The organism is Atlantibacter sp. MEI4A-1023, assembly GCF_056155425.1.
The window spans coordinates 2,963,555-2,988,899 of sequence record NZ_CM149568.1; the positions used below are offsets into that span (position 1 = coordinate 2,963,555).

27 protein-coding genes are annotated in these 25,345 nt (G+C 55.3%); 9 read left to right on the forward strand and 18 right to left on the reverse strand.

Translation table 11 applies throughout. The features are described from left to right. Positions 1 to 104: 104 nt before the first annotated feature. The 10 genes from rlmC to ACVV26_RS14285 form a co-directional block, all read right to left on the reverse strand. A complete protein-coding gene (gene rlmC / locus ACVV26_RS14240) occupies positions 105 to 1,232 on the reverse strand; it encodes a 23S rRNA (uracil(747)-C(5))-methyltransferase RlmC (RefSeq protein WP_474797803.1) in 1,128 nt (375 codons plus the stop codon). A gap of 41 nt (positions 1,233 to 1,273) precedes the next feature. After that, positions 1,274 to 1,744, reverse strand: a complete 471-nt coding sequence (locus tag ACVV26_RS14245; protein WP_312978594.1) for a YbjO family protein — start codon at positions 1,742 to 1,744, stop codon at positions 1,274 to 1,276. A gap of 81 nt (positions 1,745 to 1,825) precedes the next feature. After that, positions 1,826 to 2,671 (reverse strand): putrescine ABC transporter permease PotI, encoded by an 846-nt coding sequence (gene potI, locus ACVV26_RS14250; protein ID WP_125291739.1) that lies wholly within the window; start codon positions 2,669 to 2,671, stop codon positions 1,826 to 1,828. Further along, positions 2,668 to 3,621 (reverse strand): putrescine ABC transporter permease PotH, encoded by a 954-nt coding sequence (gene potH, locus ACVV26_RS14255; protein WP_474797805.1) that lies wholly within the window; start codon positions 3,619 to 3,621, stop codon positions 2,668 to 2,670. The genes potI and potH overlap by 4 nt, the downstream gene beginning before the upstream one ends. 9 nt (positions 3,622 to 3,630) lie before the next feature. After that, a complete protein-coding gene (gene potG / locus ACVV26_RS14260; RefSeq protein WP_368777710.1) occupies positions 3,631 to 4,764 on the reverse strand; it encodes a putrescine ABC transporter ATP-binding subunit PotG in 1,134 nt (377 codons plus the stop codon). Between the two features lie 119 nt (positions 4,765 to 4,883). Beyond that, positions 4,884 to 5,996 carry a spermidine/putrescine ABC transporter substrate-binding protein PotF gene (gene potF, locus ACVV26_RS14265; RefSeq protein WP_474797807.1) on the reverse strand — a complete coding sequence of 371 codons (1,113 nt, stop codon included), beginning with the start codon at positions 5,994 to 5,996 and terminating at the stop codon, positions 4,884 to 4,886. Between the two features lie 371 nt (positions 5,997 to 6,367). Next, positions 6,368 to 6,847 (reverse strand): type III secretion system chaperone family protein, encoded by a 480-nt coding sequence (locus ACVV26_RS14270; protein ID WP_312978585.1) that lies wholly within the window; start codon positions 6,845 to 6,847, stop codon positions 6,368 to 6,370. 134 nt (positions 6,848 to 6,981) lie between these two features. Further along, positions 6,982 to 7,884, reverse strand: coding sequence for a 30S ribosomal protein S6--L-glutamate ligase (gene rimK / locus ACVV26_RS14275; RefSeq protein WP_312978583.1), 903 nt, complete (start codon positions 7,882 to 7,884; stop codon positions 6,982 to 6,984). 77 nt (positions 7,885 to 7,961) lie between these two features. Further along, a complete protein-coding gene (gene nfsA, locus ACVV26_RS14280) occupies positions 7,962 to 8,684 on the reverse strand; it encodes an oxygen-insensitive NADPH nitroreductase (protein ID WP_474797809.1) in 723 nt (240 codons plus the stop codon). Further along, positions 8,668 to 8,958: a DUF1418 family protein gene (locus ACVV26_RS14285; RefSeq protein ID WP_474797811.1), complete on the reverse strand. Its 291-nt coding sequence runs from the start codon at positions 8,956 to 8,958 to the stop codon at positions 8,668 to 8,670. Before ACVV26_RS14285 ends, nfsA begins: the two co-directional genes overlap by 17 nt. A 195-nt stretch (positions 8,959 to 9,153) precedes the next feature. On the opposite strand from ACVV26_RS14285, the gene ACVV26_RS14290 reads away from it, so the two are divergent. Then, positions 9,154 to 9,420 (forward strand): GrxA family glutaredoxin, encoded by a 267-nt coding sequence (locus ACVV26_RS14290; protein WP_125291731.1) that lies wholly within the window; start codon positions 9,154 to 9,156, stop codon positions 9,418 to 9,420. A gap of 40 nt (positions 9,421 to 9,460) precedes the next feature. Here ACVV26_RS14290 and ybjM read toward each other — a convergent pair whose 3' ends face one another. Continuing rightward, positions 9,461 to 9,823, reverse strand: a complete 363-nt coding sequence (ybjM, locus tag ACVV26_RS14295) for an inner membrane protein YbjM (protein ID WP_474797813.1) — start codon at positions 9,821 to 9,823, stop codon at positions 9,461 to 9,463. 290 nt (positions 9,824 to 10,113) lie between these two features. Here ybjM and ACVV26_RS14300 point away from each other — a divergent pair, with 290 nt between their 5' ends. Beyond that, positions 10,114 to 11,802: an aspartate:alanine antiporter gene (locus ACVV26_RS14300; RefSeq protein ID WP_474797815.1), complete on the forward strand. Its 1,689-nt coding sequence runs from the start codon at positions 10,114 to 10,116 to the stop codon at positions 11,800 to 11,802. A gap of 162 nt (positions 11,803 to 11,964) precedes the next feature. Here ACVV26_RS14300 and ACVV26_RS14305 read toward each other — a convergent pair whose 3' ends face one another. Further along, positions 11,965 to 12,525, reverse strand: coding sequence for a TetR/AcrR family transcriptional regulator (locus ACVV26_RS14305; RefSeq protein WP_474797816.1), 561 nt, complete (start codon positions 12,523 to 12,525; stop codon positions 11,965 to 11,967). Positions 12,526 to 12,613: 88 nt separating this feature from the next. Between ACVV26_RS14305 and ACVV26_RS14310 the strand changes: the two genes are divergently transcribed. Both ACVV26_RS14310 and ACVV26_RS14315 read left to right on the forward strand, forming a co-directional pair. Beyond that, complete coding sequence (locus tag ACVV26_RS14310; protein ID WP_474797818.1) at positions 12,614 to 13,825, forward strand: MFS transporter; 1,212 nt, start codon at positions 12,614 to 12,616, stop codon at positions 13,823 to 13,825. After that, positions 13,822 to 14,634, forward strand: coding sequence for a Cof-type HAD-IIB family hydrolase (locus tag ACVV26_RS14315; protein ID WP_312978572.1), 813 nt, complete (start codon positions 13,822 to 13,824; stop codon positions 14,632 to 14,634). The genes ACVV26_RS14310 and ACVV26_RS14315 overlap by 4 nt, the downstream gene beginning before the upstream one ends. 29 nt (positions 14,635 to 14,663) lie before the next feature. Here ACVV26_RS14315 and ACVV26_RS14320 read toward each other — a convergent pair whose 3' ends face one another. Next, complete coding sequence (locus ACVV26_RS14320; protein ID WP_474797820.1) at positions 14,664 to 15,899, reverse strand: MFS transporter; 1,236 nt, start codon at positions 15,897 to 15,899, stop codon at positions 14,664 to 14,666. A gap of 282 nt (positions 15,900 to 16,181) precedes the next feature. On the opposite strand from ACVV26_RS14320, the gene ybjG reads away from it, so the two are divergent. Then, positions 16,182 to 16,790, forward strand: a complete 609-nt coding sequence (gene ybjG, locus ACVV26_RS14325) for an undecaprenyl-diphosphate phosphatase (RefSeq protein ID WP_474797822.1) — start codon at positions 16,182 to 16,184, stop codon at positions 16,788 to 16,790. Between the two features lie 81 nt (positions 16,791 to 16,871). Further along, positions 16,872 to 17,636 carry a DNA-binding transcriptional repressor DeoR gene (gene deoR, locus ACVV26_RS14330; protein ID WP_312978566.1) on the forward strand — a complete coding sequence of 255 codons (765 nt, stop codon included), beginning with the start codon at positions 16,872 to 16,874 and terminating at the stop codon, positions 17,634 to 17,636. Positions 17,637 to 17,678: 42 nt separating this feature from the next. On the opposite strand, the gene dacC is transcribed toward deoR, so the two are convergent. Further along, on the reverse strand, positions 17,679 to 18,866 hold the full coding sequence (gene dacC / locus ACVV26_RS14335; RefSeq protein ID WP_409515016.1) for a serine-type D-Ala-D-Ala carboxypeptidase: 1,188 nt from the start codon (positions 18,864 to 18,866) through the stop codon (positions 17,679 to 17,681). Positions 18,867 to 19,149: 283 nt separating this feature from the next. Between dacC and ACVV26_RS14340 the strand changes: the two genes are divergently transcribed. Continuing rightward, positions 19,150 to 19,776 (forward strand): glutathione S-transferase family protein, encoded by a 627-nt coding sequence (locus tag ACVV26_RS14340; protein WP_474797824.1) that lies wholly within the window; start codon positions 19,150 to 19,152, stop codon positions 19,774 to 19,776. Here ACVV26_RS14340 and ACVV26_RS14345 read toward each other — a convergent pair whose 3' ends face one another. Together ACVV26_RS14345 and ACVV26_RS14350 are read right to left on the reverse strand one after the other, a co-directional pair. Beyond that, positions 19,777 to 20,886: a PQQ-dependent sugar dehydrogenase gene (locus ACVV26_RS14345; protein ID WP_474797826.1), complete on the reverse strand. Its 1,110-nt coding sequence runs from the start codon at positions 20,884 to 20,886 to the stop codon at positions 19,777 to 19,779. Positions 20,887 to 20,987: 101 nt separating this feature from the next. Further along, positions 20,988 to 21,371, reverse strand: a complete 384-nt coding sequence (locus tag ACVV26_RS14350) for a biofilm formation regulator BssR (RefSeq protein ID WP_474797828.1) — start codon at positions 21,369 to 21,371, stop codon at positions 20,988 to 20,990. Between the two features lie 300 nt (positions 21,372 to 21,671). On the opposite strand from ACVV26_RS14350, the gene ACVV26_RS14355 reads away from it, so the two are divergent. Beyond that, positions 21,672 to 22,574 carry a LysR family transcriptional regulator gene (locus ACVV26_RS14355; protein WP_474797830.1) on the forward strand — a complete coding sequence of 301 codons (903 nt, stop codon included), beginning with the start codon at positions 21,672 to 21,674 and terminating at the stop codon, positions 22,572 to 22,574. A 6-nt stretch (positions 22,575 to 22,580) separates the two neighbouring features. Here the strand turns inward: ACVV26_RS14355 and ACVV26_RS14360 are convergent, their stop codons facing one another. Beyond that, positions 22,581 to 22,781, reverse strand: a complete 201-nt coding sequence (locus ACVV26_RS14360; RefSeq protein WP_474797832.1) for a glycine cleavage system protein T — start codon at positions 22,779 to 22,781, stop codon at positions 22,581 to 22,583. 283 nt (positions 22,782 to 23,064) lie between these two features. Between ACVV26_RS14360 and rimO the strand changes: the two genes are divergently transcribed. Further along, a complete protein-coding gene (rimO, locus tag ACVV26_RS14365) occupies positions 23,065 to 24,390 on the forward strand; it encodes a 30S ribosomal protein S12 methylthiotransferase RimO (protein ID WP_474797834.1) in 1,326 nt (441 codons plus the stop codon). Positions 24,391 to 24,432: 42 nt separating this feature from the next. Here the strand turns inward: rimO and gsiD are convergent, their stop codons facing one another. After that, positions 24,433 to 25,344, reverse strand: coding sequence for a glutathione ABC transporter permease GsiD (gene gsiD, locus ACVV26_RS14370; protein ID WP_474797836.1), 912 nt, complete (start codon positions 25,342 to 25,344; stop codon positions 24,433 to 24,435). Between the last annotated feature and the right edge of the window lies 1 nt (position 25,345).

Genomic DNA, 25,345 nt, shown 5'->3' on the forward strand with positions numbered 1-25,345 from the left:
ACCCGTTCGCGTACACCTGCGCTTAAGACTGACTCGACAGCCCAGGCGAACGGAACAATTCCACTAAACAAACCGAACGGAACAATTCCACGATATACCCCCCTTTACCCCCGCTGTAACAGCGTCAACACCTCATAATGCCCGGTATGCGGAAACATATCGAACAGCTGCGTCCTGACAATCCGATACCCCGGCAGCATGCGAATATCCTTCGCCATGGTCTGCGCATTACAACTCGAATAAAGAATCGTCTCCGGCGCCATCGCCGCCAAAAACTCGCACAGCTCAGCGCCAATCCCGCGCCGTGGCGGGTTCACCACCACCAGGTCAGGAATATCCTGCTGGGTAGTGGCAAAACGGGTAGAATCCAACGCCTGGAAATGCACGTCGGTCAGGCCCAGCATGGCGGCGGATTGCGTGGCGCTGGCGATGGCTTCAGGCGCTATCTCAATCCCGGTGAGCCGCATCTGCGGCGTCGCGCAGTGCAACCCAAAACCGCCCACGCCGCAGAACAGATCCCACATATGTTTCACCGACAATGCGCGCACCCAGTCGCGGGCGGTGGCATACAGTTGGCTCGCCACCTGCGGGTTGGTCTGAAAAAAGCTTTGCGGACGGATCCACAGCGGCACACCGTTGAAATTTTCCTCCAGCGCGCGCTCCATGGTGAACACACTCTCCCGCTCCCCTTCCATAATCGCCATATGCACCGGCTGGATATTGGCGGAAATCACCCTGAGCTGCGGCAACTGCTTCCGCAGCCACGGCAACGCCGCTTCAAGCTGGGCAAGTTTGGCCTCAGAACGCAACACAAAACGCAGCATCATCCCGCCATCCAGCGTGCTTTCGGTGAGCAGCAGGTATTTCAGTTCGCCGCGCTTACGCGCCACGTTATAAGGCGTTAAGCCAGCGCGGGCGATAAACGGCTTCAGCACGGCGAACACCCGGCGAAACGCGTCGGAATAGAGCGGGCAGTCGGTTAAATCCACCGCACTGCCGTCGCGGTTCAGAATGCCGAGCAGCGGTTTTTCTACGCTGCCGCTAACAACCATTTTGGCTTTATTGCGAAATTCGCGCTCTTCCCCCGCCACCGGGTCGCACCACTGGCCAACAGGGAGATCGCCGAGCAACTGGCGGAGATCGTTCATTTTGTCTTGGAGCTGTTGCTGCCGGGATTTTTCAATCCACGAGCAGGAGCGACAGCGCCCGGCATCATAGAGAGCGCACTGCATACAATAACCTTAGAAACGGAGGGCGCAGGATTGTACCACCGTTATTGCAACTGGAAAAACCGGCGGCTCTGGATGGGCAGAAACAGCAGTACGAGGATCATAATGTCCGGCGTTTTCTGCATCACCAGCGAATGGAGAATTTCCCGTTTGGTTTCTCCGGCAATGCTGAACAGTTCAGGGTAGCCCCAGCCCAGCGACGCGGCCCACAGGTAGCCGCTGGCGGCGATCTGCGAGAGCAGGTAAATCCAGCGCCCCCAGTTACGCCCTTTGATGATGGCGAATGCGCAGCGGAATTCGATGCATAACAATATCAGGCTGGACAGGAAAACCAGCGTCAGGCTCCAGGTCTGAACGCTGCGGTGAATAAAATCCAGCGCGCCGCGCAGCCCCAGCATATTGAACACCATCAGCAGGTCGACACAGCGGGTGGTGATAATGGCAATAGCCGCGATATATACCAGCGTGGGTACATTGAGGCGGGCATGATTGTGATGTGACCGTGTGAAGATCATCGCTATGTTTCTGGCATCCCTGAATCACAGTGCCGCGACGAACGCGGCACTGTTAGCTAATAATCTCAGATTTTAGAGTCTTCAGCCGGTTCTTGCACGCTGGATGTCTTTCTGGCGCTGTTTTTCGGAGCGCGCCATAAGATACCAGGCGATCAAACCGATAATCCCCACCACCCCAAGAATGATCGACGCCAGGGCGTTGATCTCCGGGTTGACCCCCATACGCACGCTGGAGAACACTAGCATCGGCAAGGTTGTCGCCCCCGGGCCGGAGACAAAGCTGGCGATCACCAGGTCATCCAACGACAGGGTAAACGCCAGTAGCCAGCCGGAAAGGATTGCCGGCATGATCATCGGCAGGGTGATCACGAAGAACACTTTCACCGGGGTGGCCCCCAGATCCATTGCGGCTTCTTCGATGGAGCGATCGAGTTCGCGCAGGCGGGCGCTGATCACCACCGCCACATAAGCGGTACAGAAGGTGACATGCGCCAGCCAGATGGTGAGCATCCCGCGCTCTGACGGCCAGCCGATGGCGTTGCCCAGCGCCACGAACAGCAGCAGCAGCGACAGCCCGGTGATCACATCCGGCATGACCAGCGGCGCGGTTAGCATAAACGCAAAACCGTTGGCCCCGCGAAAACGCCCAAAGCGCACCATTACCACCGAGGCAATCGTCCCGAGCACCACCGCCATCGTGGCAGCTAATGCAGCGATGGTCAGGCTGAGCCCGACCGCACTCATCATCGCGCTATCCTGGAACAGCTCGCTGTACCAGCGCGTCGACCAGCCAGCCCATACCGTCACCAGTTTGGAGCTGTTGAAGGAGTAAATCACCAGCATCAGCATCGGCGCGTACAGGAAGGTAAAGCCGATCAGTAAAATCAAAATGCGCCAGGGGGAACGCACGACGGGTAAATTATTCATGCGTGATCTCCCGTGGATTTGTTCTGGTGCTTGTGGAACCACATAATCGGCACAATCAGGATCACCAGCATGGTGATCGCCACCGCTGAGGCCACCGGCCAGTCACGGTTGTTAAAGAACTCCTGCCACAGCACGCGGCCAATCATAATGCTGTCCGGGCCGCCCAGCAGTTCCGGGATCACAAACTCCCCTACCGCCGGGATAAATACCAGCATCGACCCGGCGATAATGCCGCCTTTGGTCAGCGGCACAATCACCGTGAAGAAGGTTTTTAACGGGCGCGCGCCCAGATCCAGCGCCGCTTCCACCAGCGAGTAATCAATACGCGTCAGCGCGGTGTAGATCGGCAACACCATAAACGGCAGATAGGCATACACAATGCCGATATACACCGCCAGATTGGTGTGCAGGATGGTTAACGGCTGATCGATAACCCCCAGCCACAGCAGCACGTTATTCAGCACCCCGTTTTCCTTGAGAATGCCCATCCAGGCATACACGCGGATCAGGAACGAGGTCCACGACGGCAGGATCACCAGCAGCAACAGGACGTTGCGCGTCGACGGGCTGCTGTGCGCCACCGCCCAGGCGAGCGGATAACCGAGCAGCAAACAGCACAGCGTCGAGATCCCCGCCACCTGCAATGACTGTAAATAGGCTTCGAAATAGAGCGGATCGTCGGTCAGTTGCAGAAAGTTAGCGAGATTCAGCATGATCGACAGTTGCGAATCTTCGACGCTCACCAGATCGGTGTACGGCGGGATCGCCCGCGCCATTTCCGCCAGGCTGATTTTGAACACAATCAGGAACGGCAGCATAAACAGCAAGATCAGCCACAGGTACGGCAGCGCGATCACCAGCTTGCGTCCGTGGGCCATCTGCACCCGCGCCAGCCAGGCCTTAAAGCCGGTGACGTGCTGGACTTCGCGGCGTTCAGGTAAATGACTCATCACGCCTCCTTAAACCGTCAGAACCACACAGCTGTCGGCATCCCAACACAGACGCACTTCATCGCCCCAGGTCGGCGCGCCTTTGCGGTAGCGATACGCGTTCTGCAACTGGGCGGTGATCATCTGCCCGCTTTTCAGGCGGACGTGATAGATCGACAAATCCCCCAGATAGGCGATATGCACCACTTCACCCACGGCAAAGTTATAGCCATCGGCTGGCGGCTGTTCGCAGAGCATCACTTTTTCCGGGCGCAGCGCCACGTGTACCGGTACGCCGTCTACCACCGAGGCATCCGGGTCGACTTTCAGCGGGTGCATCAGACCAGGGGAGTCGATCACCAGGCCGTCTTCCTCGCGGGATTTCAGCAGGCCGTCGAACACGTTCACCGAGCCGATGAATTCTGCGCTGTAGCGGGTAGTTGGGTGCTCGTAAATCTCTTCCGGCTCGCCAATCTGCACGAACTTACCGCGATTCATGATCGCGATACGTCCGGCCATCGTCATGGCCTCTTCCTGATCGTGAGTCACCATCACGCAGGTGGCCCCCACGCGCTCGAGGATATCCACCACTTCGAGCTGCATCCGGTCGCGCAGTTTCTTATCCAGCGCGCCCATTGGCTCATCCAGCAGCAGCAGTTTCGGGCGCTTCGCCAGGCTGCGCGCCAGCGCCACACGCTGTCGCTGGCCGCCGGAAAGCTGATGCGGCTTGCGTTTGGCAAACTCCTGCATATGCACCAGTGTCAGCATCTCTTCTACCCGCGCGGCAATCTCGCCACGCGGCAGTTTGTCCTGCTTTAGACCGAACGCGATGTTTTGTTCCACTGTCATATGGGGGAACAACGCGTAGGACTGGAACATCATATTGATTGGGCGCTGGTACGGCGGTACGCGGGACAAATCCACGCCATCCAGCAAAATCTGGCCGTGAGTCGGGATCTCAAAACCCGCCAGCATCCGCAGCAGAGTTGATTTCCCGCACCCGGAGGCACCGAGCAGGGCGAAGATTTCGCCTTTGTAGATAGTCAGGCTGACATCATCCACGGCATGCTGGCCGTCGAAGGATTTAGTCAGGTTACGGATTTCCAGCAGCGGGGTGAGCGCTTTGCGGGTTTTCGCCTGTGGGCGAGGGATAGCGTCGTTCAATTATTGCTCTCCGGCAAAAGCATGAATACCTGTGCGGCCCGGTTGTCGCACTAATAACGGGGCAGAGACCAGGTCGCCTCTGCCCCACTTCAGGGCTGCCCTGAAGTTATCTGCGGTAATTACTTGCCGCTCTTCACTTTGGTCCACGCACGGGTACGGACGCGGTCGATTTTCGGGTCCTGCACTTTCAGCGTGAACAGTTTCGCCATCACGTCCGCAGGCGGATAGATGCCTGGGTTGTCGCGCACCTCGGCGCTGACCAGCGGGGTGGCTTCTTTGTTGGCGCTGGCGTAGAACACGTAGTCGCTGATATGGGCGATCACGTCCGGACGCATCAGGTAGTTGAGGAACTGATAGGCTTCATCTTTGTTTTTGGCGTCGGTCGGCATAGCGAAGACGTCGAAGAAGGCCAGCGCCCCTTCCTTAGGAATGATGTAGGAAACGTTAACGCCGTTTTTGGCTTCTTTGGCGCGATTCGCCGCCTGCCAGACGTCACCGGCCCAGCCGATGGCTACGCAAATGTCGCCGTTCGCCAGATCGTTGATGTACTGGGACGAGTGGAAATAACGAATATTCGGTCGCAGCTTCAGCAGCAGATCGGTCGCCGGGCCGGTGTAATCATTGGCTTTTTCGCTGTTCGGATCTTTGCCCAGGTAGTTCAGCACGGTGGCGAACACCTCTTCAGGCGCATCGAGGAAGGAAACGCCGCAGCTTTTCAGTTTCTCGAGGTTTTCCGGCTTCAGCACCAGATCCCAGCTGTTCAGCGGCACGTCACCGCCCAGCGCGGCTTTCACTTTATCGACGTTATAGCCAATGCCGGTGGTCGCCCAGAGATACGGCATGGCGTATTTGTTTTCCGGGTCGTGTTTAGCCGTCAGTTTCAGCAGTTCAGGGTCGAGGTTTTTCCAGTTCGGCAGTTTGCTTTTATCCAGCGGCTGGAACACGCCGGCAGCCAGTTGGCGCTCAAGGAAGCTTGCAGACGGCACCACCAGGTCGAAACCGGTGCTGCCCGCCATTAATTTACCTTCCAGCACTTCGTTGGAATCGAACACGTCGTAAACCACTTTAATACCGGTTTCTTTGGTGAAGTTTTCGATGGTGTCCGGGGCAATATAGTCTGACCAGTTATACACGTGCAGTGTTTTTTGTTCGGCAGCCATGACGCTTGCAGAGGCTGCCATCAGCGCACCGGCAACCACACCCGACAACCATTTTTTTCTTTGGGTGAACATATCTGTTTCCTTCTGAATAAAGGGTAAAAACTCGTTGTTTTCCGAGCTAAATTTACGCAATTACACATCTGCAATGAAACATATGCAATTTCCATGCATATTTGGTCATGCTGCACAGAAAAAGGAGTGACCATCCTTCGGCAGACAATGCAGGCTTTTTTCGCTTCGCAAGAATAACTGTAGGATATGTCCAGGACTATAGCCCGGTAGAAAAAATGCGTTTTATCAATTTTTTAGACTGAATCGCTCTATCACCTCGGCTTAAAAGGGGATAAAGGTAGTGAAATATTCTTTAAGAGGCGGTTAACAGCAGAATATTAAAATGTGATACGCAGTCGCCCTGGCAGCGACTGCGGCATGATTGAGCAGCGTTAGTGAAGAAAATGGGTATGCATTTCGACGCTATTTTTCTCTTCGTCTTCGTTGGTAAAGAGTAAATGATGCGATCCGGCCTCCAGAATCACCATGGAGATCTGCTCTTCGCTCTGACGGAAAAACGCCGCGAACTGCTCGAATGTCACGCCCACGCTGGCGAAAAGCGACTGGCAAACCACCATTTTCGGCATGTTATCGTCCTGAATATCCAGAAAGGCTTTCACCGTCAGGGAGCTGGCGTTAATCGCCGACAGATCGCAGGCCAGCGGCAGCAGTGCCGACGGTTTCACTTCCGCCAGCGCCGAGAACAATATGGTGTTATCCAGCAAATCGATTTTGGCATCGAAAATGCCGTCAAAATTTTGCATGTGGGGCAAATGCAACGCCTGGCAGGTATCGCACTCGAAGAAACTCACCTCTAACTGTTCAAGCCAGTGGCGCAGTGTGTCCAGACTGGGGACGACGAGTGAATCCATAAAAACTGATACCTCTTTTTCGCGGTTCGCGATGTGCTGTGAATGATAATCGGCCGATAGCTTACGCAAAAAGCACCCCTGTTTCTATGTTTATGGGCGCATCCTTTTACTCAGACGCAAACCTGCGTCACGCTTCAACCGCCAATTTTTAGACAAAAACCAGGCCGGGCGTTTTTCTCAATCCATTGAATCATCAGGGTGGCGATATCAATGCCGGTAGTGTTTTCAATGCCTTCCAGACCTGGCGACGCGTTAACTTCCATCACCAGCGGGCCGCGATCGGACCGCAGGATATCTACACCCGCCACGTCCAGCCCCATGGTGCTGGCCGCGCGTAAGGCGATGTCCCGCTCCCGGGCAGAAATATCCGCCACCCGCGCCACGCCGCCACGGTGCAGATTCGAGCGAAAATCGCCCTCTTTCGCCTGGCGCTCAATCGCCGCGACCACCCGGTCGCCCACCACCAGGCAGCGCACGTCGCGGCCTTTGGCTTCCTTGATGTATTCCTGCACCAGAATATGGGCGTTGAGCCCGCGAAACGCGTCAATCACGCTTTCCGCCGCCTGGCGCGTTTCTGCCAGCACCACGCCGATACCCTGGGTGCCTTCCACCAGCTTCACCACCAGCGGCGCGCCGCCGACCATATCGATAAGATCGCTGGTGTCATCCGGCGAATGGGCGATGCCGGTGACCGGCAGGTCGATGCCCTGGCGCGCCATCAGTTGAAGGGAGCGCAGCTTGTCGCGTGCGCGGGTAATGGCGACAGATTCATTGAGCGGATAGCTGCCCATCATTTCAAACTGGCGCAGTACGGCGGTGCCGTAAAAGGTGATAGCGGAACCGATACGTGGAATAACTGCATCAAAATGGGGCAGTTGCCGCCCTTTGTAGTGCATCGAGGGCGACAGCGGATTGATATTCATATAACAGGAGAGCGGGTCGAGGATTTCCACAATATGACCACGCCGCATCGCAGCTTCCCGCAGCCGCTTACAGGACCACAGGGTTCCATCCCGGGATAAAACGGCGATTTTCATCCTTCACCTCGCTCTCACTGGTATCAACCGGCACATCATACACGGCCCGTTAGTCGCTGCGTAGCGAGCCAGGACAATTAACGCGTCGCAAATCCCTGCTTGTGCAAAAAGTCGAGAATAAACGGGCGATTCTCTTTGATGATGGTGCGGCGGATATGGTCGCTCCAGGTATCGCGGCGGTTATTGCTTCCACGGGTGAGATAATAGTGCGCCAGCTCGTCGTCATAAGCGGCCAGCGCATCGCGATCCAGCGGCTGGTAGCGGTTTTCATGCACCATGATAGACGTCGGCAAACGCGGTTTAACATCCGGGTTATCGGCAGGCCAGCCAAGACACAGGCCGAACAGCGGCAACACCTGTTGGGGAAGGCCCAGCAGCTCGGTTACCGCTTCAATATTGTTTCGGATGCCGCCTATATATACCCCGCCCAGCCCCAGCGATTCCGCCGAGACCATCGCGTTTTGCCCCATCATGGCGGTATCCACCACCCCTAACAGCAACTGTTCGGCAAGGCCAAGCTGCGCGTCAGGGCTTATCTGCAAGTGACGATTAAAATCGGCGCAGAACACCCAAAACTCCGGCGCTTTCGCCACGTGCTGCTGACCGCCGGTTAACGGCACCAGTTTTTCGCGCAGCGCCGGGTCGGTGACGCGGATAATCGAACTGCACTGTAAAAAGCTGGAACTGGACGCCGCACGGGCCCCGGCAAAGATCGCCTCGCGCTGCGCGTCGGTAATCGGCTCGTCGGTAAAGTGGCGGATCGAGCGGTGTGAACACAGCAGCTCAATGGTTGGCGTCATGATGTGAATCCTTATCTTGCGAGGTTTTTGATTTTGCAGATGGTTTAAACAGCAGCGGCGCCATGTTCTGGCCCATGTTCCACACCAGCGCCACGGCGGCGGGGAGCATCAGCAGAACGCCGAGGAACACCATCACGATGCCCCAGGTATTGCTGTTAAACGGCGCAGGCAAATCGACATAATCTTTCAGGGATAGCCAGGCCAGGCCCAGCAAGACCATGCCAACGGCTTCCAGAACAAGCACCGGTTTGGGTAACGCACCCAGTGAGCGCATCGTTTTTCTCCTGCGGTTAAAGTGAGGAGTATAACCTGAAAACCACCCGGCCTTTTTTAGCCATAAAGGCGCGACAAAAATAGCCGATGAAAGATGACAGGTATCAAAGTAAGAGGCGTAACCTGCTTTTCATTACTTAGGGTTATGGCATGATAGCCGCATTCGCCGACAGGCACTCGTTATCAAGGAGCTATCATGTTTGCAGTTATTTTTGGTCGTCCGGGCTGCCCTTACTGCGTTCGCGCTAAAGAACTGGCTGAGAAACTGACCGCCGAGCGCGACGACTTTAACTTCCGCTACGTAGACATTCACGCAGAAGGCATCACCAAAGCTGACCTGGAAAAAACCGTCGGCAAACCGGTAGAAACCGTACCGCAGATTTTCGTTGATTCGACCCACATCGGCGGCTGCACTGATTTTGAAGCCTGGGCGAAAGCGAACCTTTCTCTTTATACCGCCTGATTCAACGCACAGAAAAAACCGGCTCACTGAGCCGGTTTTTTTATTCTGACAGTTTTAATAGCTTTCGCGCGAACAGATGGCAGAGCGCACCCAGCCCACACCAGAACACCGCACCGAACAGCCAGGCCACTTCCTGAAACAGCGAACGTTCAGGGATCGGCGTAATAAAGACCAACAGCAGACATAACGGAGCCGCCAGCATCGCGCCCAGCAGCGGTTTAAACAGGCGATCGTCGCGAGAAAAGAAACTGGCAATCATTCCCGGCAGGATAAAGCACAGCATACCGAGATCGAGATGCTTCTGAACGGGATAATATCCCGATACCGAAAGCTTATGGAGAATAAATACGACCAGAAAAAGTATGAAGCTGCATACCGTACCCGGCCAAAAAGGCGCTTTCATCACCGATATCCCCTGACATTGCCCATATCAAACTTAAAATAATCACCCGGAAATACGGGTTACCCAGTTAGAATAAGCACTGCGGCAATCCCTGCCTAAAACGATTCACGACACTATTTCTCGCTAGCCGACCTTTGGTAATCCGATTAAACTACCGCCCATCGTTAGTTTTTGCCCGAGATATTAATGTGATGAATGAACAATCAGCATATCTTCGATTATGGGCCAAAACATTAGCGTAAAACATCACCCATTTCAATAGGTTACTGGTAAACGAGAAGTTAGCCGCCGTGAATATAAACGTCGCAGATTTGTTAAGCGGGAATTACATCCTGTTATTATTTGTTGTACTGGCTTTAGGACTCTGTCTTGGCAAATTACGGCTCGGTTCGGTCCAACTGGGTAATTCTATTGGCGTTTTAGTCGTCTCGCTATTATTAGGCCAGCACAATTTTGCTATTAACACAGACGCCCTGAATTTGGGCTTTATGCTGTTTATTTTTTGTGTCGGCGTAGAGGCCGGGCCGAACTTTTTCTCTATTTTTTTTCGCGATGGTAAGAATTATTTAATGTTAGCCACGGTGATGGTCGGCAGCGCATTGCTGATCGCCCTCGGCCTCGGCAAACTTTTCGGCTGGGATATCGGCCTCACGGCGGGGATGCTCGCCGGTTCGATGACCTCGACTCCGGTTCTGGTCGGCGCGGGAGATACGCTGCGCCACTCCGGGATGGAAGGCAATTCGCTCAATACCGCGCTCGATCACCTCAGCCTCGGTTACGCCCTTACCTATTTGATTGGCTTAGTGAGCCTGATATTCGGCGCGCGCTACTTACCGAAACTACAGCACCAGGATTTGCAGACCAGCGCCCAGCAAATCGCCCGTGAGCGTGGGCTGGATACCGATTCCAACCGCAAAGTCTATCTACCGGTGATTCGCGCTTACCGCGTCGGCCCGGAGCTGGTGGCCTGGGCCGACGGTAAAAACTTACGCGAGCTGGGTATCTACCGACAGACCGGCTGCTATATCGAACGTATCCGCCGTAACGGCATTCTGGCAAACCCGGATGGCGATGCGGTGTTGCAGCAAGGGGACGAGATCGCGCTGGTAGGTTACCCGGACGCCCATGCTCGTCTCGACCCGAGCTTTCGCAACGGTAAAGAGGTGTTTGACCGCGATCTGCTGGACATGCGCATCGTGACCGAAGAGATCGTGGTGAAAAACCATAACGTGGTGGGTCGTCGCCTGGGACAGATGAAACTCACCGATCACGGCTGTTTCCTGAACCGCGTGATCCGCAGCCAGATTGAAATGCCCATCGACGATAATATCGTGCTGAACAAAGGCGATGTATTGCAGGTGAGCGGCGACGCGCGCCGCGTCAAAACTATCGCCGACCGCATCGGGTTTATCTCGATTCACAGCCAGGTTACCGACCTGCTGGCCTTCTGCGCCTTCTTTATTATCGGCCTGATGATTGGAATGATCACCTTCCAGTTCAGTTCCTTTAGCTTTGGCATTGGCAACGCGGCGGGTCTGCTGTTCGCCGGGATTATGCTGGGCTTTTTGCGTGCCAACCACCCCACCTTCGGCTATATCCCGCAGGGCGCGCTGATGATGGTGAAAGAGTTTGGCCTGATGGTGTTTATGGCGGGCGTGGGGTTAAGCGCAGGCAGCGGCATCGGCCACAGCCTGGGCGCAGTAGGCGGGCAAATGCTTATTGCCGGGCTTATCGTCAGCCTGCTGCCGGTGGTCATTAGCTTTATGTTCGGCGTCTGGGTGCTGAAAATGAACCGCGCCCTGCTGTTTGGTGCCCTGATGGGCGCGCGTACCTGCGCGCCCGCGATGGAAATTATCAGCGATACTGCCCGCAGCAATATTCCGGCGCTGGGTTATGCGGGCACCTACGCTATCGCTAACGTCTTGTTAACATTGGCGGGAACGCTGATTGTCATCATCTGGCCGGGGTTGGGTTGGTAGGACGTTAAAAATTTTTGTGATTTTTTTAACTTAGGGGCGAACTTTTGAAGGCAGCCGCAGTCTGAATTAGTGCCACTGCTTTTCTTTGATGTCCCCAATTTGTGGAGCCCATCAACCCCGCCGTTTTGGTTCAAGGTTGATGGGTTTTTTGTTGCCTGAAATTCAGCGGTTTCGCCCCTCTTGCCCCGCAATCCGTCCTAATAACTCACGTAACTGATCGCGTTCCAGCGGCGCGCTATCGGTAACATAATGCAGCGTCATCCCCTCGACAAACGCGTCCAGCGCCCGCGCGGTAACCGGGTCGAACCAGTGTTCCAGCAGCGCCTGGCTGCGGCGCATCCAGGCCTGCATCACCAGTTTTAAACCGGGCCGACAGGCGGCATAGGCATAGAGTTGATACATCAATACCATATTGCGTGGCGTCGTCATGTACGCACCGCAAATCAGATCGGTCAGGGCATCGCAGGCCATAGCAGGGCTGGTCGCCTGGCCAATATGATGGGTATAACTGTCTGACATGCGATCGGCAAAGCGGCAAAACGCCTCTTCGAGTAAGTCTTCTATTCCGGTGAAATAGTAGGTCATTGACCCCAGCGGCACCCCGGCCAGCGCCGCGATTTTGCGATGGGTCACGCCGTTAATGCCATATTCCGCCACGGCATCTAACGTGGCGTCTAAAATTATGTCTCGCCGCCCGGCTGGCGTGGATTCTGATTTACTCATCCCGTCCTCGGGTTGGTCAACGTGATATGTACAAATGTACACTTCCTTGCTAGTGTTGTCTTACCTTTTCCTGAATCCAGGTTAGTAAATGCCGTTAACCGCACGTCAGGCCCTACGTCGCCGTACCTGGGCGCTGTTTATCTTTTTCTTTTTACCCGGTTTATTGATGGCCTCCTGGGCCACCCGCACCCCGGCTATCCGCGACGGCCTCGCCGTGTCCACCGCAGAAATGGGCGTGGTGCTGTTTGGCCTGTCGATCGGTTCTATGAGTGGCGTACTCAATTCCGCCTGGCTGGTTAAGCGATTTGGCACCCGCATCGTGATCCGCAACAGTATGATCCTGGCGATTGCCGGCATCCTGTTGATGAGCGGCGGGCTTGCCATTTCCACCGCTTTTGTGTTTGCCAGCGGTCTGGCGCTGTTTGGCGCGGGTCTCGGCTCATCCGAAGTGGCATTGAATATCGAAGGCGCGGTGGTTGAGCGTGAAAGCAACAAGACTATTCTGCCGATGATGCACGGTTTCTACAGCCTCGGTACGCTGGCGGGCGCGGGCGTGGGTATGGCGCTGACCGCAATCAATATCCGCGCCGATGGGCATATTCTGCTGGCCGGGCTGGTGACTATCGCGCCGATGATTTACGCCATGCGCGCTATTCCCGATGGCGTGGGGAAAGAGTCAAAGCAGGAAAAACAGGCCAACGCCCACCAGCGCGTGCCGTTTTATAAAGATTTCCAGTTGCTACTGATTGGCCTGATCGTGCTGGCAATGGCGTTCGCCGAAGGCTCGGCCAACGACTGGCTGCCGCTGTTGATGGTGGACGGCCACGGATTTAGCGCCACTTCCGGCTCGATTATCTATGCCGGATTTACGCTGGGCATGACAGTAGGCCGCTTCACTGGCGGCTGGTTTATCGACCGCTACAGCCGCGTGGCGGTGGTGCGCGCCAGCGCTGTAATGGGCGCGCTGGGGATTGCGATTATCGTGTTTGTTGATAACCCCTGGATGGCGGGCGCATCGGTGTTACTGTGGGGGCTTGGCGCATCGCTCGGCTTCCCGCTGACCATTTCCGCCGCCAGCGATACCGGCCCCGATGCCGCAACGCGCGTTAGCGTGGTCGCCACCACCGGCTACCTGGCTTTCCTGGTCGGCCCGCCGCTGTTAGGGTTCCTGGGCGAGCATTACGGTCTGCGCAGCGCTATGATTGTGGTGCTGTCGCTGGTGGTTATCGCCGCGCTGGTCGCCCGTGCGGTGGCAAAACCTGAATCTCATATTGAAAGTTCAACGGAGCAATGCAGATGAGCGTGAAACTGATCGCTGTCGACATGGATGGCACCTTTCTTGATGATCTGAAGCAGTACAACCGCCCGCGCTTTTTAGCGCAGTACGCACGCATGAAGGAGCAAGGCATCCGCTTTGCGGTGGCGAGCGGCAACCAGTATTTCCAGTTGTACTCGTTCTTCCCGGAAATCGCCCATGAGATCGCCTTTGTGGCCGATAACGGGGCGTGGGTGGTCTGTGAGGGCGATGATATGTTCAACGGTGAGTTTACCGTTCAGGAATACAACACTGTGGTGGACCACCTATTGACCCTGCCGGATATCGAAGTGATTGCCTGCGGCAAACAGTGGGGTTACATACTGAAAAGCTACGACCCGGCATTTAAGCTGTTGGCGGCACGCTATTACCACCGCCTGAAAGAGGTCGACAGCTTTACTGGCATCGACGACGTGTTCTTTAAATTCGCCCTTAACCTGCCGGACGATATTCTCGCCGAAACCATGATTGCGCTGGGCGAATCGCTGGAGGGCATTGTGGTGCCGGTAACCAGCGGGCACGGCTCTATCGATCTGATTATCCCCGGCCTGCATAAAGCCAACGGCCTGCGCATCGTTCAGCAACGCTGGGGCATTGAAGACCACGAAGTGGTGACGTTCGGCGACGGCGGTAATGATATCGAAATGCTCACCCAGGCGGGATACGGGTTTGCGATGCAGAACGCGCCGGAGAACATCCGCGCGATTGCCCGCTATCAGGCCGGACACAACAACCATCAGGCGGTGCTTGATGTGATTGATAAAGTCCTGAATCGCGAAGCGCCCTTCAATTAACACATCGCCCTCAACAGAGGGCGATTTTTTTACTGCGGCTGTAACCCGCTGCCTACGGTTTTGTCTTTCAGGAACACCACCATCAGCCCCAGCCACAGCAGCCCGTTGGCGAGGTTGAACAGGCTGAACAGCCCGTTGCCGCCCAATAGCCAGGCGTGTTTGCTGAGTTCAATCCCGACGGTGAAGATCAGCATTTGCAGCATCCCCATGGCGGCGGAAACCGTACCTTTACTCATATCGCTGGCAAACAGCGTCAGGCGCACCAGCCCGGCATTAGCCAGGCCAATGCCGAAGGCGTAAATGCTCAGCCCGGCGGTCATCCATAAATACGCATGAGACGAAACCACCGTCGCCAGCGCAGCCACCGCCAGCCCAATCACAATCGGCCAACCGCCCATAATAATCAGCGCCCGTACGGTACGGCGCGAGGTCAGGCGCGCCAGCACCAGGTTACCGATAATCAGCGCGCCGAAAATGGGTACCTGCAACAGGCCATATTCGTAGGTGCTGAGCTTTTCACCACTGATAATCAATACCGGCGACTGGGCGATCCAGGCCAACAGCGGCAGGCTGACAAAGCCAATTGACAACGCGCCCGCCATGAAGCGTACATTCTTCATCACTTCACGGTAATCGCGCCCCAGCTCTTTCATCGACAGCTTTTCGCCGAGGCGGGTGGCGGTTTCCGGCATGGCGCGCCACAGCCCGAAGAACGCGATCGCTGCCAGCACGGCAAACAGCACAAACATCATTTCCCAGGGCGCGACGTGGATCCAGGCCGCGCCTACCAGCGGGCCGAGCAGCGGCGCAATCAGTGCCACGTTCGCCATTAACGCGGTGATCTTGATACACACCGCCTCCTCAAACGACTCCTGGATCGCGGCATAGCCCACCGCGCCGATAAAGCACAGGCTTATCCCCTGCAGGAAACGCAAAAGCGTAAACTGCTCGATATTCTGCGCCAGCAGCGTCGCCAGGCAGGTGACGATAAACCACACCACGCCCCACAGCATCACCGGGCGGCGGCCCACGCGGTCAGAAAGCGGCCCGAGTAGCCACTGTAAAAACATCCCACCCGCCAGATAAGCGGTCATCGACGTCGGCACCCATTCCACGCCCGCCTGATACTGCGCCACCACCGTCAGCATACCGGGTTGGATCATATCGTTGCCGATATACGTCGAGAATTCATAAAGCACCAGACAGAGCGGGAACAGCAGCGCTTGCCGTCCCAGCCGTTTGGCTGAAGAAGTTGTTGTTTGCATGCGTAAAAGTCATCCATTGAAAATCGCGCAGAGTGTAATGAAACGGGGGCGATTCAGATAGTGAATTGTGTGCGACAAATCCTGAAAACGCACGTTTTCGCGTGGCGTTAAGGTTTCATTCAGAATTGCGGGTTTTTAATCAGGCGTGTGGAGTTATCTGTTGTTACACAACGTACCGATAACTAAGACAATACCCCTTTACCGGCCAGCGCTGCGCTTTTATGTTTATCCCCTTTCGCGCCGCGCCCTGGCGCCGATCGCGGGACCGTTAAGGACTGGATTATGATGGAAACCCTAAACCTGTCGTTGTTTGACCTGATCAACGCCACACCAGCTTCCCCCGCCTGGCTTATCCAGGCTGCGATTTTTATCGCCAAAGATTTAATTCATATTGTGCCGGTGCTGATTGTGGCGCTCTGGCTGTGGGGGCCTCGCCATCAGGTTGATTATCAGCGCCATCTGGTGATCCGCACCGCCATCGCCCTGGCTATCAGCATGTCGGTCTCCTGGGTGTTGGGGCAAACGTTCCCCCATGAACGGCCTTTCGTTGAAGGGATCGGCTATAACTTCCTGCACCACGCGCCGGATTATTCATGGCCCAGCGACCACGGCACGGTGATTTTTACCTTCGCGCTGGCGTTTTTGTTCTGGCATCGCCTGTGGTCGGGGGCGGCGCTGTTTGTTATCGCCTGCGCCGTGGCCTGGTCGCGGGTTTACCTCGGCGTGCACTGGCCGCTGGATATGCTGGGCGGTCTGCTGGTCGGCCTGCTGGCCTGCCTCAGCACCCAGATAATCTGGAACCTGTACGGCAGTGCACTGTACCGTTTTTTGTGCCGGATTTATCGATTCTGCTTCGCGCTGCCCATCCGCAAGGGTTGGGTGCGTGACTAACGCGGCATCGACGCGTAAAATTGCCCGCTGGCGGTGAAGGCCGTGGCCCACAGACAGGGTAAAGACAATAACAGAGGTGATATGGAAACACGGCGTGGCGATCGAATCGGGCAGCTGTTGCAGGCATTAAAGCGCAGCGACAAACTCCATCTCAAAGAAGCGGCGGCGTTGCTGGGCGTTTCGGAAATGACCATTCGCCGCGACCTGAGCGGCAACAACGCGCCGGTAGTGCTGCTGGGCGGCTATATCGTGCTGGAGCCGCGCAGCTCCGCTGTAAGTCATTATCTGTTGAGCGACCAGAAAACCCGTCTGGTGGAAGAGAAGCGCAAAGCCGCTCGTCACGCAGCGGAGTTGGTCCGCCCGCATCACACGCTGTTTTTCGACTGCGGCACCACCACGCCGTGGATTATTGACGCACTGGACGACGACATGCCCTTCACCGGCGTGTGTTATTCCCTGAATACGTTCCTGGCATTGCAGGAAAAACCGCTGTGCCGGGTGATCCTGTGCGGCGGTGAATTCCACGCCAGCAACGCCATTTTCAAGCCGCTTAATTTCCACGAAACCCTGCGCAATTTGTGCCCGGATATCGCGTTTTTCTCAGCGGCGGGTATTCACATTCGCCACGGGGCGACCTGTTTTAATCTCGATGAACTGCCGGTAAAACACTGGGCGCTGGAGATGGCCCAGCGTCATGTGCTGGTGGCAGATGCCAGTAAGTTCGGGAAAGTGCGTTCGGCCTGTATGGGCCCGCTCACGGCGTTCGATACGCTGATCACCGATAGCCGCCCGGAAGAAGAGTTTGTGCGTTACGCCCAGGAAAAAAACATTACGCTGATGTGGTAACAGGAATGGCTTCCCGCCCGCAGGCGGGAAGCATTTTACTGATTAGAACCAGTCGCCAAACCACTGGTGGAATTTCATCAGCACGAAATCCCACATCCGGCTAAAGAAGCCGCCCTCTTCCACCGCTTCCATCACCATCAGCGGACGCTGTTCAATCGATTTGCCGTTCAACTGGAAATCAATATTGCCCACCACCTGGCCTTTTTTCAGCGGTGCGGTGAGCTGCGGTTCGGTCAGGGTGTAGGTGGCTTTCAGGTTTTTAAGCTGGCCTTTCGGGATAGTCACTGAACCGGCTTCGCCCGCACCCAGTTTCACCTCTGATTTATCGCCAAACCAGACGCGCTGGTTCACAAAGGTGGCGTCCGGCTTAATCGGCGTCACGGTTTCGAAGAAGCGGAAGCCCCAGGTCAGCAGTTTTTCCGATTCGCGAAAACGCACGCCGTCGGTTTTCGCGCCCAGCACCACAGAAATTAAACGCATGTCGCCCTGGGTTGCAGACGCGACCAGGTTATAACCCGCCCCGGCGGTGGTGCCGGTTTTCATGCCGTCGACGTTCATGGTGGTGTTCCACAGCAGCCGGTTACGGTTTGGCTGGCGGATTTTATTGAAGGTAAACTCTTTCTCTTTATGGATGGCGTACTCTTCCGGCACATCATGGATCAGCGCCTTGCCCAGCAGCGCCATATCCCGCGCGGTACTGAACTGGCCCGGCGCATCCAGGCCGTGAACCGTTTTGAAGGTGGTGTTGGTCAGCCCCAGTTTGGTGGCATAGCTGTTCATCAGGCTGACAAATGAGTCCTGGCTGCCCGCCACATAATCCGCAATGGCGATGCTGGCATCGTTGCCCGACTGGATAATCACCCCTTTGTTCAAATCCGCCACTGAGACCTGGTCGCCCGGTTTCAGGAACATCAGCGAAGAACCGCGCAGCGCCGGGTTACCCGTCGCCCATGCGTCTTTGCCTACGGTGACCATATCGTTAAGATGAATTTTCTGCGCTTTCAGCGCCTGGCCCACCACGTAGCTGGTCATCAGTTTGGTCAGGCTGGCCGGATCGAGCTTTTCATCGGCATTGCCTTCGGCAAGCACTTTGCCGCTGGCATAATCCATCAGGATCCACGCCCTGGCTTCCACCGGTGGCGCGTCGGGTGTTTGAACCTGTTCTGCGGCATAGGCCGCCGTGGAGGAAATCAGTAACAGCGCAGAGCCCGCAGCCCATACACGCATCATTGTCAGTCGCGTTTTCTGGTTCATAGGTACCACCCGAGTATCCTTTCAACAAAACAAATTAAATCAAATGCATCGCAATGAGCGGTGAGTGTCACCCACTCATCCTCGTAAAGAAACACTGTGTTGGTAAAGTTTTTAAAGTTTATGCGAATTAGCGCACTGATGCCGCCGCGCGGGTCATTTTTTTAGCGTGTGTTGATGAATTGTTCGCGTTCTTTCACGCCAGAGGCGAACATGGCAGAGTATGATGTTGACACTTTACTGCGCATCTAAGGAGCGAACCATGATTACCGTTTGGGGCAGAGAGAATTCCACCAATGTGAAAAAGGTCCGGTGGTGTCTGGAAGAGCTGGAACTCCCTTATCACGCCATCCCCGCAGGCGGAAAGTTTGGCCTCAATAACGAACCGGCGTATCTGGCGATGAACCCCAACGGGCTGATCCCCTGCCTGCGTGATGACGAAACCGGCATCACCCTGTGGGAATCGAATACCATCGTGCGTTACTTAGCCGCGCAGTATGGGCAAAACCGTATCTGGTTTGATTCGCCCGCCGTCCGTGCCCAGGGCGAAAAATGGATGGACTGGGCAGCGTCGACCTTGCCCCCTGCCCACCGTATTGTGCTGTTTGGCCTGGTAAGAACCCCGCCGGAGCAGCGCAATATGGCGCAAATCGAAGAGGGCATTGCCCAGTGCGATAAACTGCTGGGGATGCTGGACGCCGAACTGGCCCATCTGCCGTGGTTGTCCGGCGATCAGTTCGGACCGGGTGACATCGCTGTTGCGCCCTATGTTTACAATCTGTGGAATATCGATATCGAGCTTACGCCGCGTCTTAATCTGCAGCGCTGGTATCAGCAGCTTAGCGAGCGCGCGGCGTTCCGTCATACCGTGATGATCCCGGTAAGCTGATTAGCTTTTCGGCGATATCTTCAAAAGCTGACCGTCGGATTCGTCGGTCAGCACATACAAATAGCCATCCGGCCCAACGCGCACATCGCGGATACGCTGTTTACGTGGTTCCAGCAGTCGTCGGTCCTCTTTAACGCTATTGCCGTTAACCGTCATTTCGATCAGATTCTTGTCTTTCAGCGCGCCGATAAACAATTTGTTTTTCCACTGCGGGAATTTATCGGCATTATAAAACGCCATACCGCTGAGCGCCGGGGAGTGCTCCCACCAGAAAATCGGCTGCTCGGTGCCCGCCACTTTCCCACCTTTGGCTTCCGGGATCTTTAACCCGCTGTAGTTGATGCCCCAGGTGGCCATTGGCCAGCCGTAGTTTTTGCCGCGTTCAGGAATATTGATCTCATCGCCGCCGCGCGGGCCATGTTCGTTAAGCCACAGGGCGTTGCTCCACGGGTTCATCGCAAGCCCCTGCGGGTTGCGGATGCCGTACGCCCAGATTTCCGGTTTCGCGCCCGGTTGATTGACGAACGGATTATCGTCCGGCACGTTGCCCTGATCGGTCAGGCGGATCAGCTTGCCCTGATGTTTATCCAAATCCTGGGCGGTTGGGCGCTGGTTATTTTCACCTAAGGCAATATACAGATAGCCTTTGCCGTCAAACACCATTCGCCCGCCGAAGTGATTGCCGGTCGAGAGCTTTGGATTCTGACGGAATACCACGGTGAAATTTTCCAGCCGTTTAACGTCATCGCTCAGGCGGCCATAACCCACGGCGGTGCCCGCTTTGCCGTCGCTGCCCGCTTCCGAATAGCTCAGCCAGACCCGGCGGCTTTGGGCGAAATCGGGTGCCAATACCACATCAAGCAGCCCGCCCTGCCCTTCGGCCCACACATCGGGCACGCCGACGATGGGATCGGAGAGCCCTTCCCCTGGCTGCCAGCGCTTAAGCTGACCGTCGCGCAGCGTGATCAGCATGCCCTGATTATCCGGTAAAAACGCCAGCGACCACGGATGGTCGAGCTTACTTTGCAGGACCTCAACATTTACGTCCTGCGCCTGGGTGGAAACGCTGACGAATAACAGGGCTGCAAGAATGGACACGCGCGCTTTCATGGCTCTCTCCTCAGTTTTCGATAAGGTTAGCCAGCGTGCCGGCGGAGGGCGGGATTTTTACAAAACCTTTAACAAATCGGGGGAGCGACGCTCCCCCGGGGTCAGGCCTCTGCGGGAGCCTGATGGTGGGTGAGTTGACGAATGCTCAGGTTCAATGTGTCGATGGCGCGCTCCAGCTTATCGGCATCTACCGTAATATAGAGTGGGCAATCATGGCTGCCGGTCATTAAACACACCGCCGCGCTGGATATGGCATCCAGCCCGCGGTGTAATGCCGCCAGTTCATCTTCGCGAAGCGCCAGTTTCAAACGCGGGTATTTTTCCCGCCAGATAGCGCATAAATCGAACAAACTATCGCGCAGATGATTGCTCTCAGCCACCGACATATATCCCTTCGCTTTTCTCAACTTCAGGTACGCAGAAAGTGCATTTCTGGCCACGATCAACTTCTGGTAAAGATCGTGTTTGAGTCTGGCAACGGACATAACGGTATCCTCCCTGTGCGACATCTATCATGCACAGACAGAGTATGGCTAATTTTTGACCGTTCACATGTTTTAAATCAAGTTTCTATCACACATTAACATTATTTACATTGACACAACCTTAGCGAAGCGGCAGGAAGCGAAGCCACTCACCGCTTGGGGTCAATACCAGGAATGAATGAATTTTAGCGTTCTCTAACCGACGTAACTCTTTCGACCGCTGACCCCATCGGCGGCGTTATTCTCTGCTATGTTAAAAAACACGCCCGGCAGTCCACCCATGTCGATGCTGAGGGATCTATGTCCATTAATTCAGTTTCAGAACAAACCTGCGCATTAACAAAAATTGACCTCAATCTGCTGGCGATTTTCTGTTTGATTTACAGCATGGGGAGTATTAGCAAGGTTGCGGATATGCTGGACATTTCCGCCTCGGCCGTCAGCCAGTCGCTGAAAAAATTGCGCGAGTTAATGGGCGATAATTTATTTGTCCGTAGCGGGAATATGCTGCTGCCCACCGTCTATGCCGATGAGCTCTACGATAATATCTTACCTGTTTTGGATAACCTGTCGAATTTACTTCCGCTATCGACATTCGTTAAAAAGAAAAGATTAACGCTATATACTGAATCATTTATTTCACCGCTGGTCGTTCCTGAATTAACGCAGAAAATCATTACGACGCATTCCGACATCAGCCTGTTGCACCGCACCGCCGATCTCAATGAACATAAGATCACAGAGCTGTTAAATATGCGCCAGGCTGACGTCGTTTTTTCCACGTTTGCGGTAGTGAACAGTCATATCATCTGCCAGAAGCTGGCTGATATGAAACTGGTAGTGATCGTCTCACAACAGAATCAACACTATGGTGATACGATTACTGAGGCGTTGTTTAAAGATGCCAATCTGATTGGTTATAATACTAAAAACGAAAAAATCATTTACCACCGTAGCATCGTTGATAAAAAATTTAGATCGAGTGAACGATGCCTGTTGACGACATCATTTTCCTCTCTGCTATTAATCGTTTCTAAAACCAATTGTTTGGGGATTATCCCGGAAAAGGTATTCGCTACCTATGCCGAAATGTATCAATTAAGAAAACTGGAAACGCCCTTCCCTTTACCGCAATTCAGTCTTTTTTGTTCCTCCCGTAAAGAAACCAATAAAATGGTGCAGTGGTTACTCACCGGCCTCTAAGGTTAATTAAGCCTGCGCTACAGCAGAAGCAGCATGGACAGCCCGTTTTCGATGGCTGTCAATTTCATCCCTGACAATAATTTTAAGCGCAGCGATTAATTCAGGTCGCGTTAGCCCCGTCGCGGTTGCGATTTGAATTAAATCAACGCCGTGGTTGTGAAGCGTTTTAGCCATTTCTAATTTCGCCAGTAAATCTAAATTTTTCATTAAATACCTCGTAAGCGTGGGTGACTGAATACAAAGTAACCTGATTACGCTTATAAACCCATTAGTGAAACGCAAAGGCGAAATAAGTATTACTTAATGGCTAACTCTTTGAACAAATACGCGTTTTACTGCCCGGTTAACGCTTTGATATCGCGCTTCATTGGAAAGCGCAGCGGCGCTCAACGGCTTTCACCGCTTTAACGCACAGATCTGTATAAATTCATCAAGGAAATCCGTACAATCCTTGCCCTGACCATTCGATAACTGACTATTTTTTGACCTTATGAGCAATGTATCACACCAGCCGAAAATCGGCTTCGTCTCCCTGGGCTGCCCGAAAAACCTGGTGGACTCTGAACGTATCCTGACTGAACTGCGTACCGAAGGGTATGACGTGGTGCCGAGCTATGACAACGCCGATATGGTGATCGTCAATACCTGCGGCTTTATCGACAGCGCGGTGCAGGAGTCGTTGGAAGCCATTGGCGAAGCGTTAAACGAGAACGGCAAAGTTATTGTGACCGGCTGTCTTGGCGCGAAAGAAGACCAGATCCGCGAAGTGCACCCGAAGGTGCTGGAAATCACCGGGCCGCACAGCTACGAGCAGGTGCTGGAACATGTGCATCACTATGTGCCGAAACCGAAGCACAACCCGTTTTTAAGCCTGGTGCCTGAACAGGGCGTCAAGCTGACCCCGCGCCACTACGCGTATCTGAAAATTTCTGAAGGCTGTAACCATCGCTGCACCTTCTGCATTATCCCGTCGATGCGCGGCGATCTGGTTAGCCGCCCGATTGGCGAGGTGCTGTCGGAAGCCAAACGTCTGGCGGACGCGGGCGTGAAAGAGATTCTGGTGATCTCCCAGGATACCTCCGCTTACGGCGTCGATGTGAAACACCGTATGGGCTTCCACAACGGCGAGCCGGTGAAAACCAGTATGGTCGGCCTGTGTGAACAGCTGGCGAAACTGGGTATCTGGACGCGCCTGCATTACGTTTACCCGTACCCGCACGTCGACGATGTGATCCCGCTGATGGCCGAAGGCAAAGTACTGCCTTACCTGGATATCCCGTTACAGCACGCCAGCCCGCGCATTTTAAAACTGATGAAGCGCCCGGGTTCGGTGGACCGTCAGCTTCAGCGCATCAAGCAGTGGCGCGAGATTTGCCCGGAATTAACCCTGCGCTCGACCTTTATCGTCGGCTTCCCTGGCGAAACCGAAGAAGACTTCCAGATGCTGCTCGACTTCCTGAAGGAAGCCCGTCTGGACCGCGTGGGCTGCTTTAAATACAGCCCGGTTGAAGGCGCTGGCGCTAACCAACTGCCGGACCAAATCCCGGAAGAGGTGAAAGAAGATCGCTGGAACCGCTTTATGCAGCTTCAGCAGCAGATCTCCGCCGAGCGCCTACAGGAAAAAGTGGGCCGCGAAATCATGGTCATCATCGATGAAGTCGACGAAGAAGGGGCGATTGGCCGCAGCATGGCGGACGCTCCGGAAATCGACGGCGCGGTCTACCTGAACGGCGAAACCGGCGTCAAGCCGGGCGACATTATCCGCGTCAAAGTGGAAAACGCCGACGAGTACGATCTGTGGGGCAGCCGCGTTTAAGCGCGCTCACCGTTAACAAGGCTGCCAGCGGCAGCCTTTTTTTTATCCTTTTATTTTCGGGTCCAGCGCATCCCGCAGTCCGTCGCCTAATAAATTAAACGCCAGCACCGTCAGGAATATCGCCAGGCTTGGGAATAGCGCCACGTGCGGCGCAATCACCATGTCGGCGCGGGCTTCGTTGAGCATCGCGCCCCATTCCGGCGTAGGTGGCTGCGCGCCAAGACCGAGGAACGACAGGCTGGCGGCGGAGATAATCGATGTGCCGATACGCATGGTGAAATAGACCACAATCGACGAGACCGTGCCCGGCAAAATATGGCGGAACAGGAGGGTAAAATCCGATGCACCAATGCTGCGTGCCGATTCGATAAACGTCTGGTGTTTGAGAACCAGGGTATTCCCGCGCACCAGGCGGGCAAAGGCCGGAATGCTGAAAATCGCCACCGCGATGATCACGTTGGTCATCCCGCTGCCCATCACCGCCACCACGGCAATGGCCAGTAAAATCCCCGGGAAAGCGAACAGCACATCGCAGATGCGCATGATGATGCGATCCCACCAGCCTTCGTAAAATCCCGCCAGCAAGCCAAATACCGTGCCAATTACCGCGCCTACCAACACCGCCAGCACCCCGGCGGCCAGTGAAATGCGCGAACCGACCAGCACCCGGCTGAAAATATCGCGCCCCAGGGAGTCGACGCCGAACCAGTGCATCAGCGACGGACCGTCGTTGAGCCGGTCATAATCGAAGTAGTTTTCTGCATCAAACGGTGCCAGCCACGGGGCTGCTACCGCCAGCACAATCAGCAACAGCACAAACCCGCCTGCGATCACCGCCACCGGCTGGCGCTTGAGCCGCCGCCAGAATTCCGACCACGGGGTTCGCACCTGATGAGGATGCAGGGTTGGCATCGCGTTGAGTACCGCCTGTCGGCGCCAGTTAAAAAGTCGCATC

Bases quoted from the DNA above. Each gene is read 5' to 3' on its own strand.
- rlmC (WP_474797803.1), bottom strand. From the start codon at position 1,232: ATGCAGTGCGCTCTCTATGATGCCGGGCGCTGTCGCTCCTGCTCGTGG.
- ACVV26_RS14245 (WP_312978594.1), bottom strand. From the start codon at position 1,744: ATGATCTTCACACGGTCACATCACAATCATGCCCGCCTCAATGTACCC.
- potI (WP_125291739.1), bottom strand. From the start codon at position 2,671: ATGAATAATTTACCCGTCGTGCGTTCCCCCTGGCGCATTTTGATTTTA.
- potH (WP_474797805.1), bottom strand. From the start codon at position 3,621: ATGAGTCATTTACCTGAACGCCGCGAAGTCCAGCACGTCACCGGCTTT.
- potF (WP_474797807.1), bottom strand. From the start codon at position 5,996: ATGTTCACCCAAAGAAAAAAATGGTTGTCGGGTGTGGTTGCCGGTGCG.
- ACVV26_RS14270 (WP_312978585.1), bottom strand. From the start codon at position 6,847: ATGGATTCACTCGTCGTCCCCAGTCTGGACACACTGCGCCACTGGCTT.
- rimK (WP_312978583.1), bottom strand. From the start codon at position 7,884: ATGAAAATCGCCGTTTTATCCCGGGATGGAACCCTGTGGTCCTGTAAG.
- nfsA (WP_474797809.1), bottom strand. From the start codon at position 8,684: ATGACGCCAACCATTGAGCTGCTGTGTTCACACCGCTCGATCCGCCAC.
- ACVV26_RS14285 (WP_474797811.1), bottom strand. From the start codon at position 8,958: ATGCGCTCACTGGGTGCGTTACCCAAACCGGTGCTTGTTCTGGAAGCC.
- ACVV26_RS14290 (WP_125291731.1), top strand. From the start codon at position 9,154: ATGTTTGCAGTTATTTTTGGTCGTCCGGGCTGCCCTTACTGCGTTCGC.
- ybjM (WP_474797813.1), bottom strand. From the start codon at position 9,823: ATGAAAGCGCCTTTTTGGCCGGGTACGGTATGCAGCTTCATACTTTTT.
- ACVV26_RS14305 (WP_474797816.1), bottom strand. From the start codon at position 12,525: ATGAGTAAATCAGAATCCACGCCAGCCGGGCGGCGAGACATAATTTTA.
- ACVV26_RS14310 (WP_474797818.1), top strand. From the start codon at position 12,614: ATGCCGTTAACCGCACGTCAGGCCCTACGTCGCCGTACCTGGGCGCTG.
- ACVV26_RS14315 (WP_312978572.1), top strand. From the start codon at position 13,822: ATGAGCGTGAAACTGATCGCTGTCGACATGGATGGCACCTTTCTTGAT.
- ACVV26_RS14320 (WP_474797820.1), bottom strand. From the start codon at position 15,899: ATGCAAACAACAACTTCTTCAGCCAAACGGCTGGGACGGCAAGCGCTG.
- ybjG (WP_474797822.1), top strand. From the start codon at position 16,182: ATGATGGAAACCCTAAACCTGTCGTTGTTTGACCTGATCAACGCCACA.
- deoR (WP_312978566.1), top strand. From the start codon at position 16,872: ATGGAAACACGGCGTGGCGATCGAATCGGGCAGCTGTTGCAGGCATTA.
- dacC (WP_409515016.1), bottom strand. From the start codon at position 18,866: ATGATGCGTGTATGGGCTGCGGGCTCTGCGCTGTTACTGATTTCCTCC.
- ACVV26_RS14340 (WP_474797824.1), top strand. From the start codon at position 19,150: ATGATTACCGTTTGGGGCAGAGAGAATTCCACCAATGTGAAAAAGGTC.
- ACVV26_RS14345 (WP_474797826.1), bottom strand. From the start codon at position 20,886: ATGAAAGCGCGCGTGTCCATTCTTGCAGCCCTGTTATTCGTCAGCGTT.
- ACVV26_RS14350 (WP_474797828.1), bottom strand. From the start codon at position 21,371: ATGTCCGTTGCCAGACTCAAACACGATCTTTACCAGAAGTTGATCGTG.
- ACVV26_RS14355 (WP_474797830.1), top strand. From the start codon at position 21,672: ATGTCCATTAATTCAGTTTCAGAACAAACCTGCGCATTAACAAAAATT.
- ACVV26_RS14360 (WP_474797832.1), bottom strand. From the start codon at position 22,781: ATGAAAAATTTAGATTTACTGGCGAAATTAGAAATGGCTAAAACGCTT.
- rimO (WP_474797834.1), top strand. From the start codon at position 23,065: ATGAGCAATGTATCACACCAGCCGAAAATCGGCTTCGTCTCCCTGGGC.
- gsiD (WP_474797836.1), bottom strand. From the start codon at position 25,344: ATGCGACTTTTTAACTGGCGCCGACAGGCGGTACTCAACGCGATGCCA.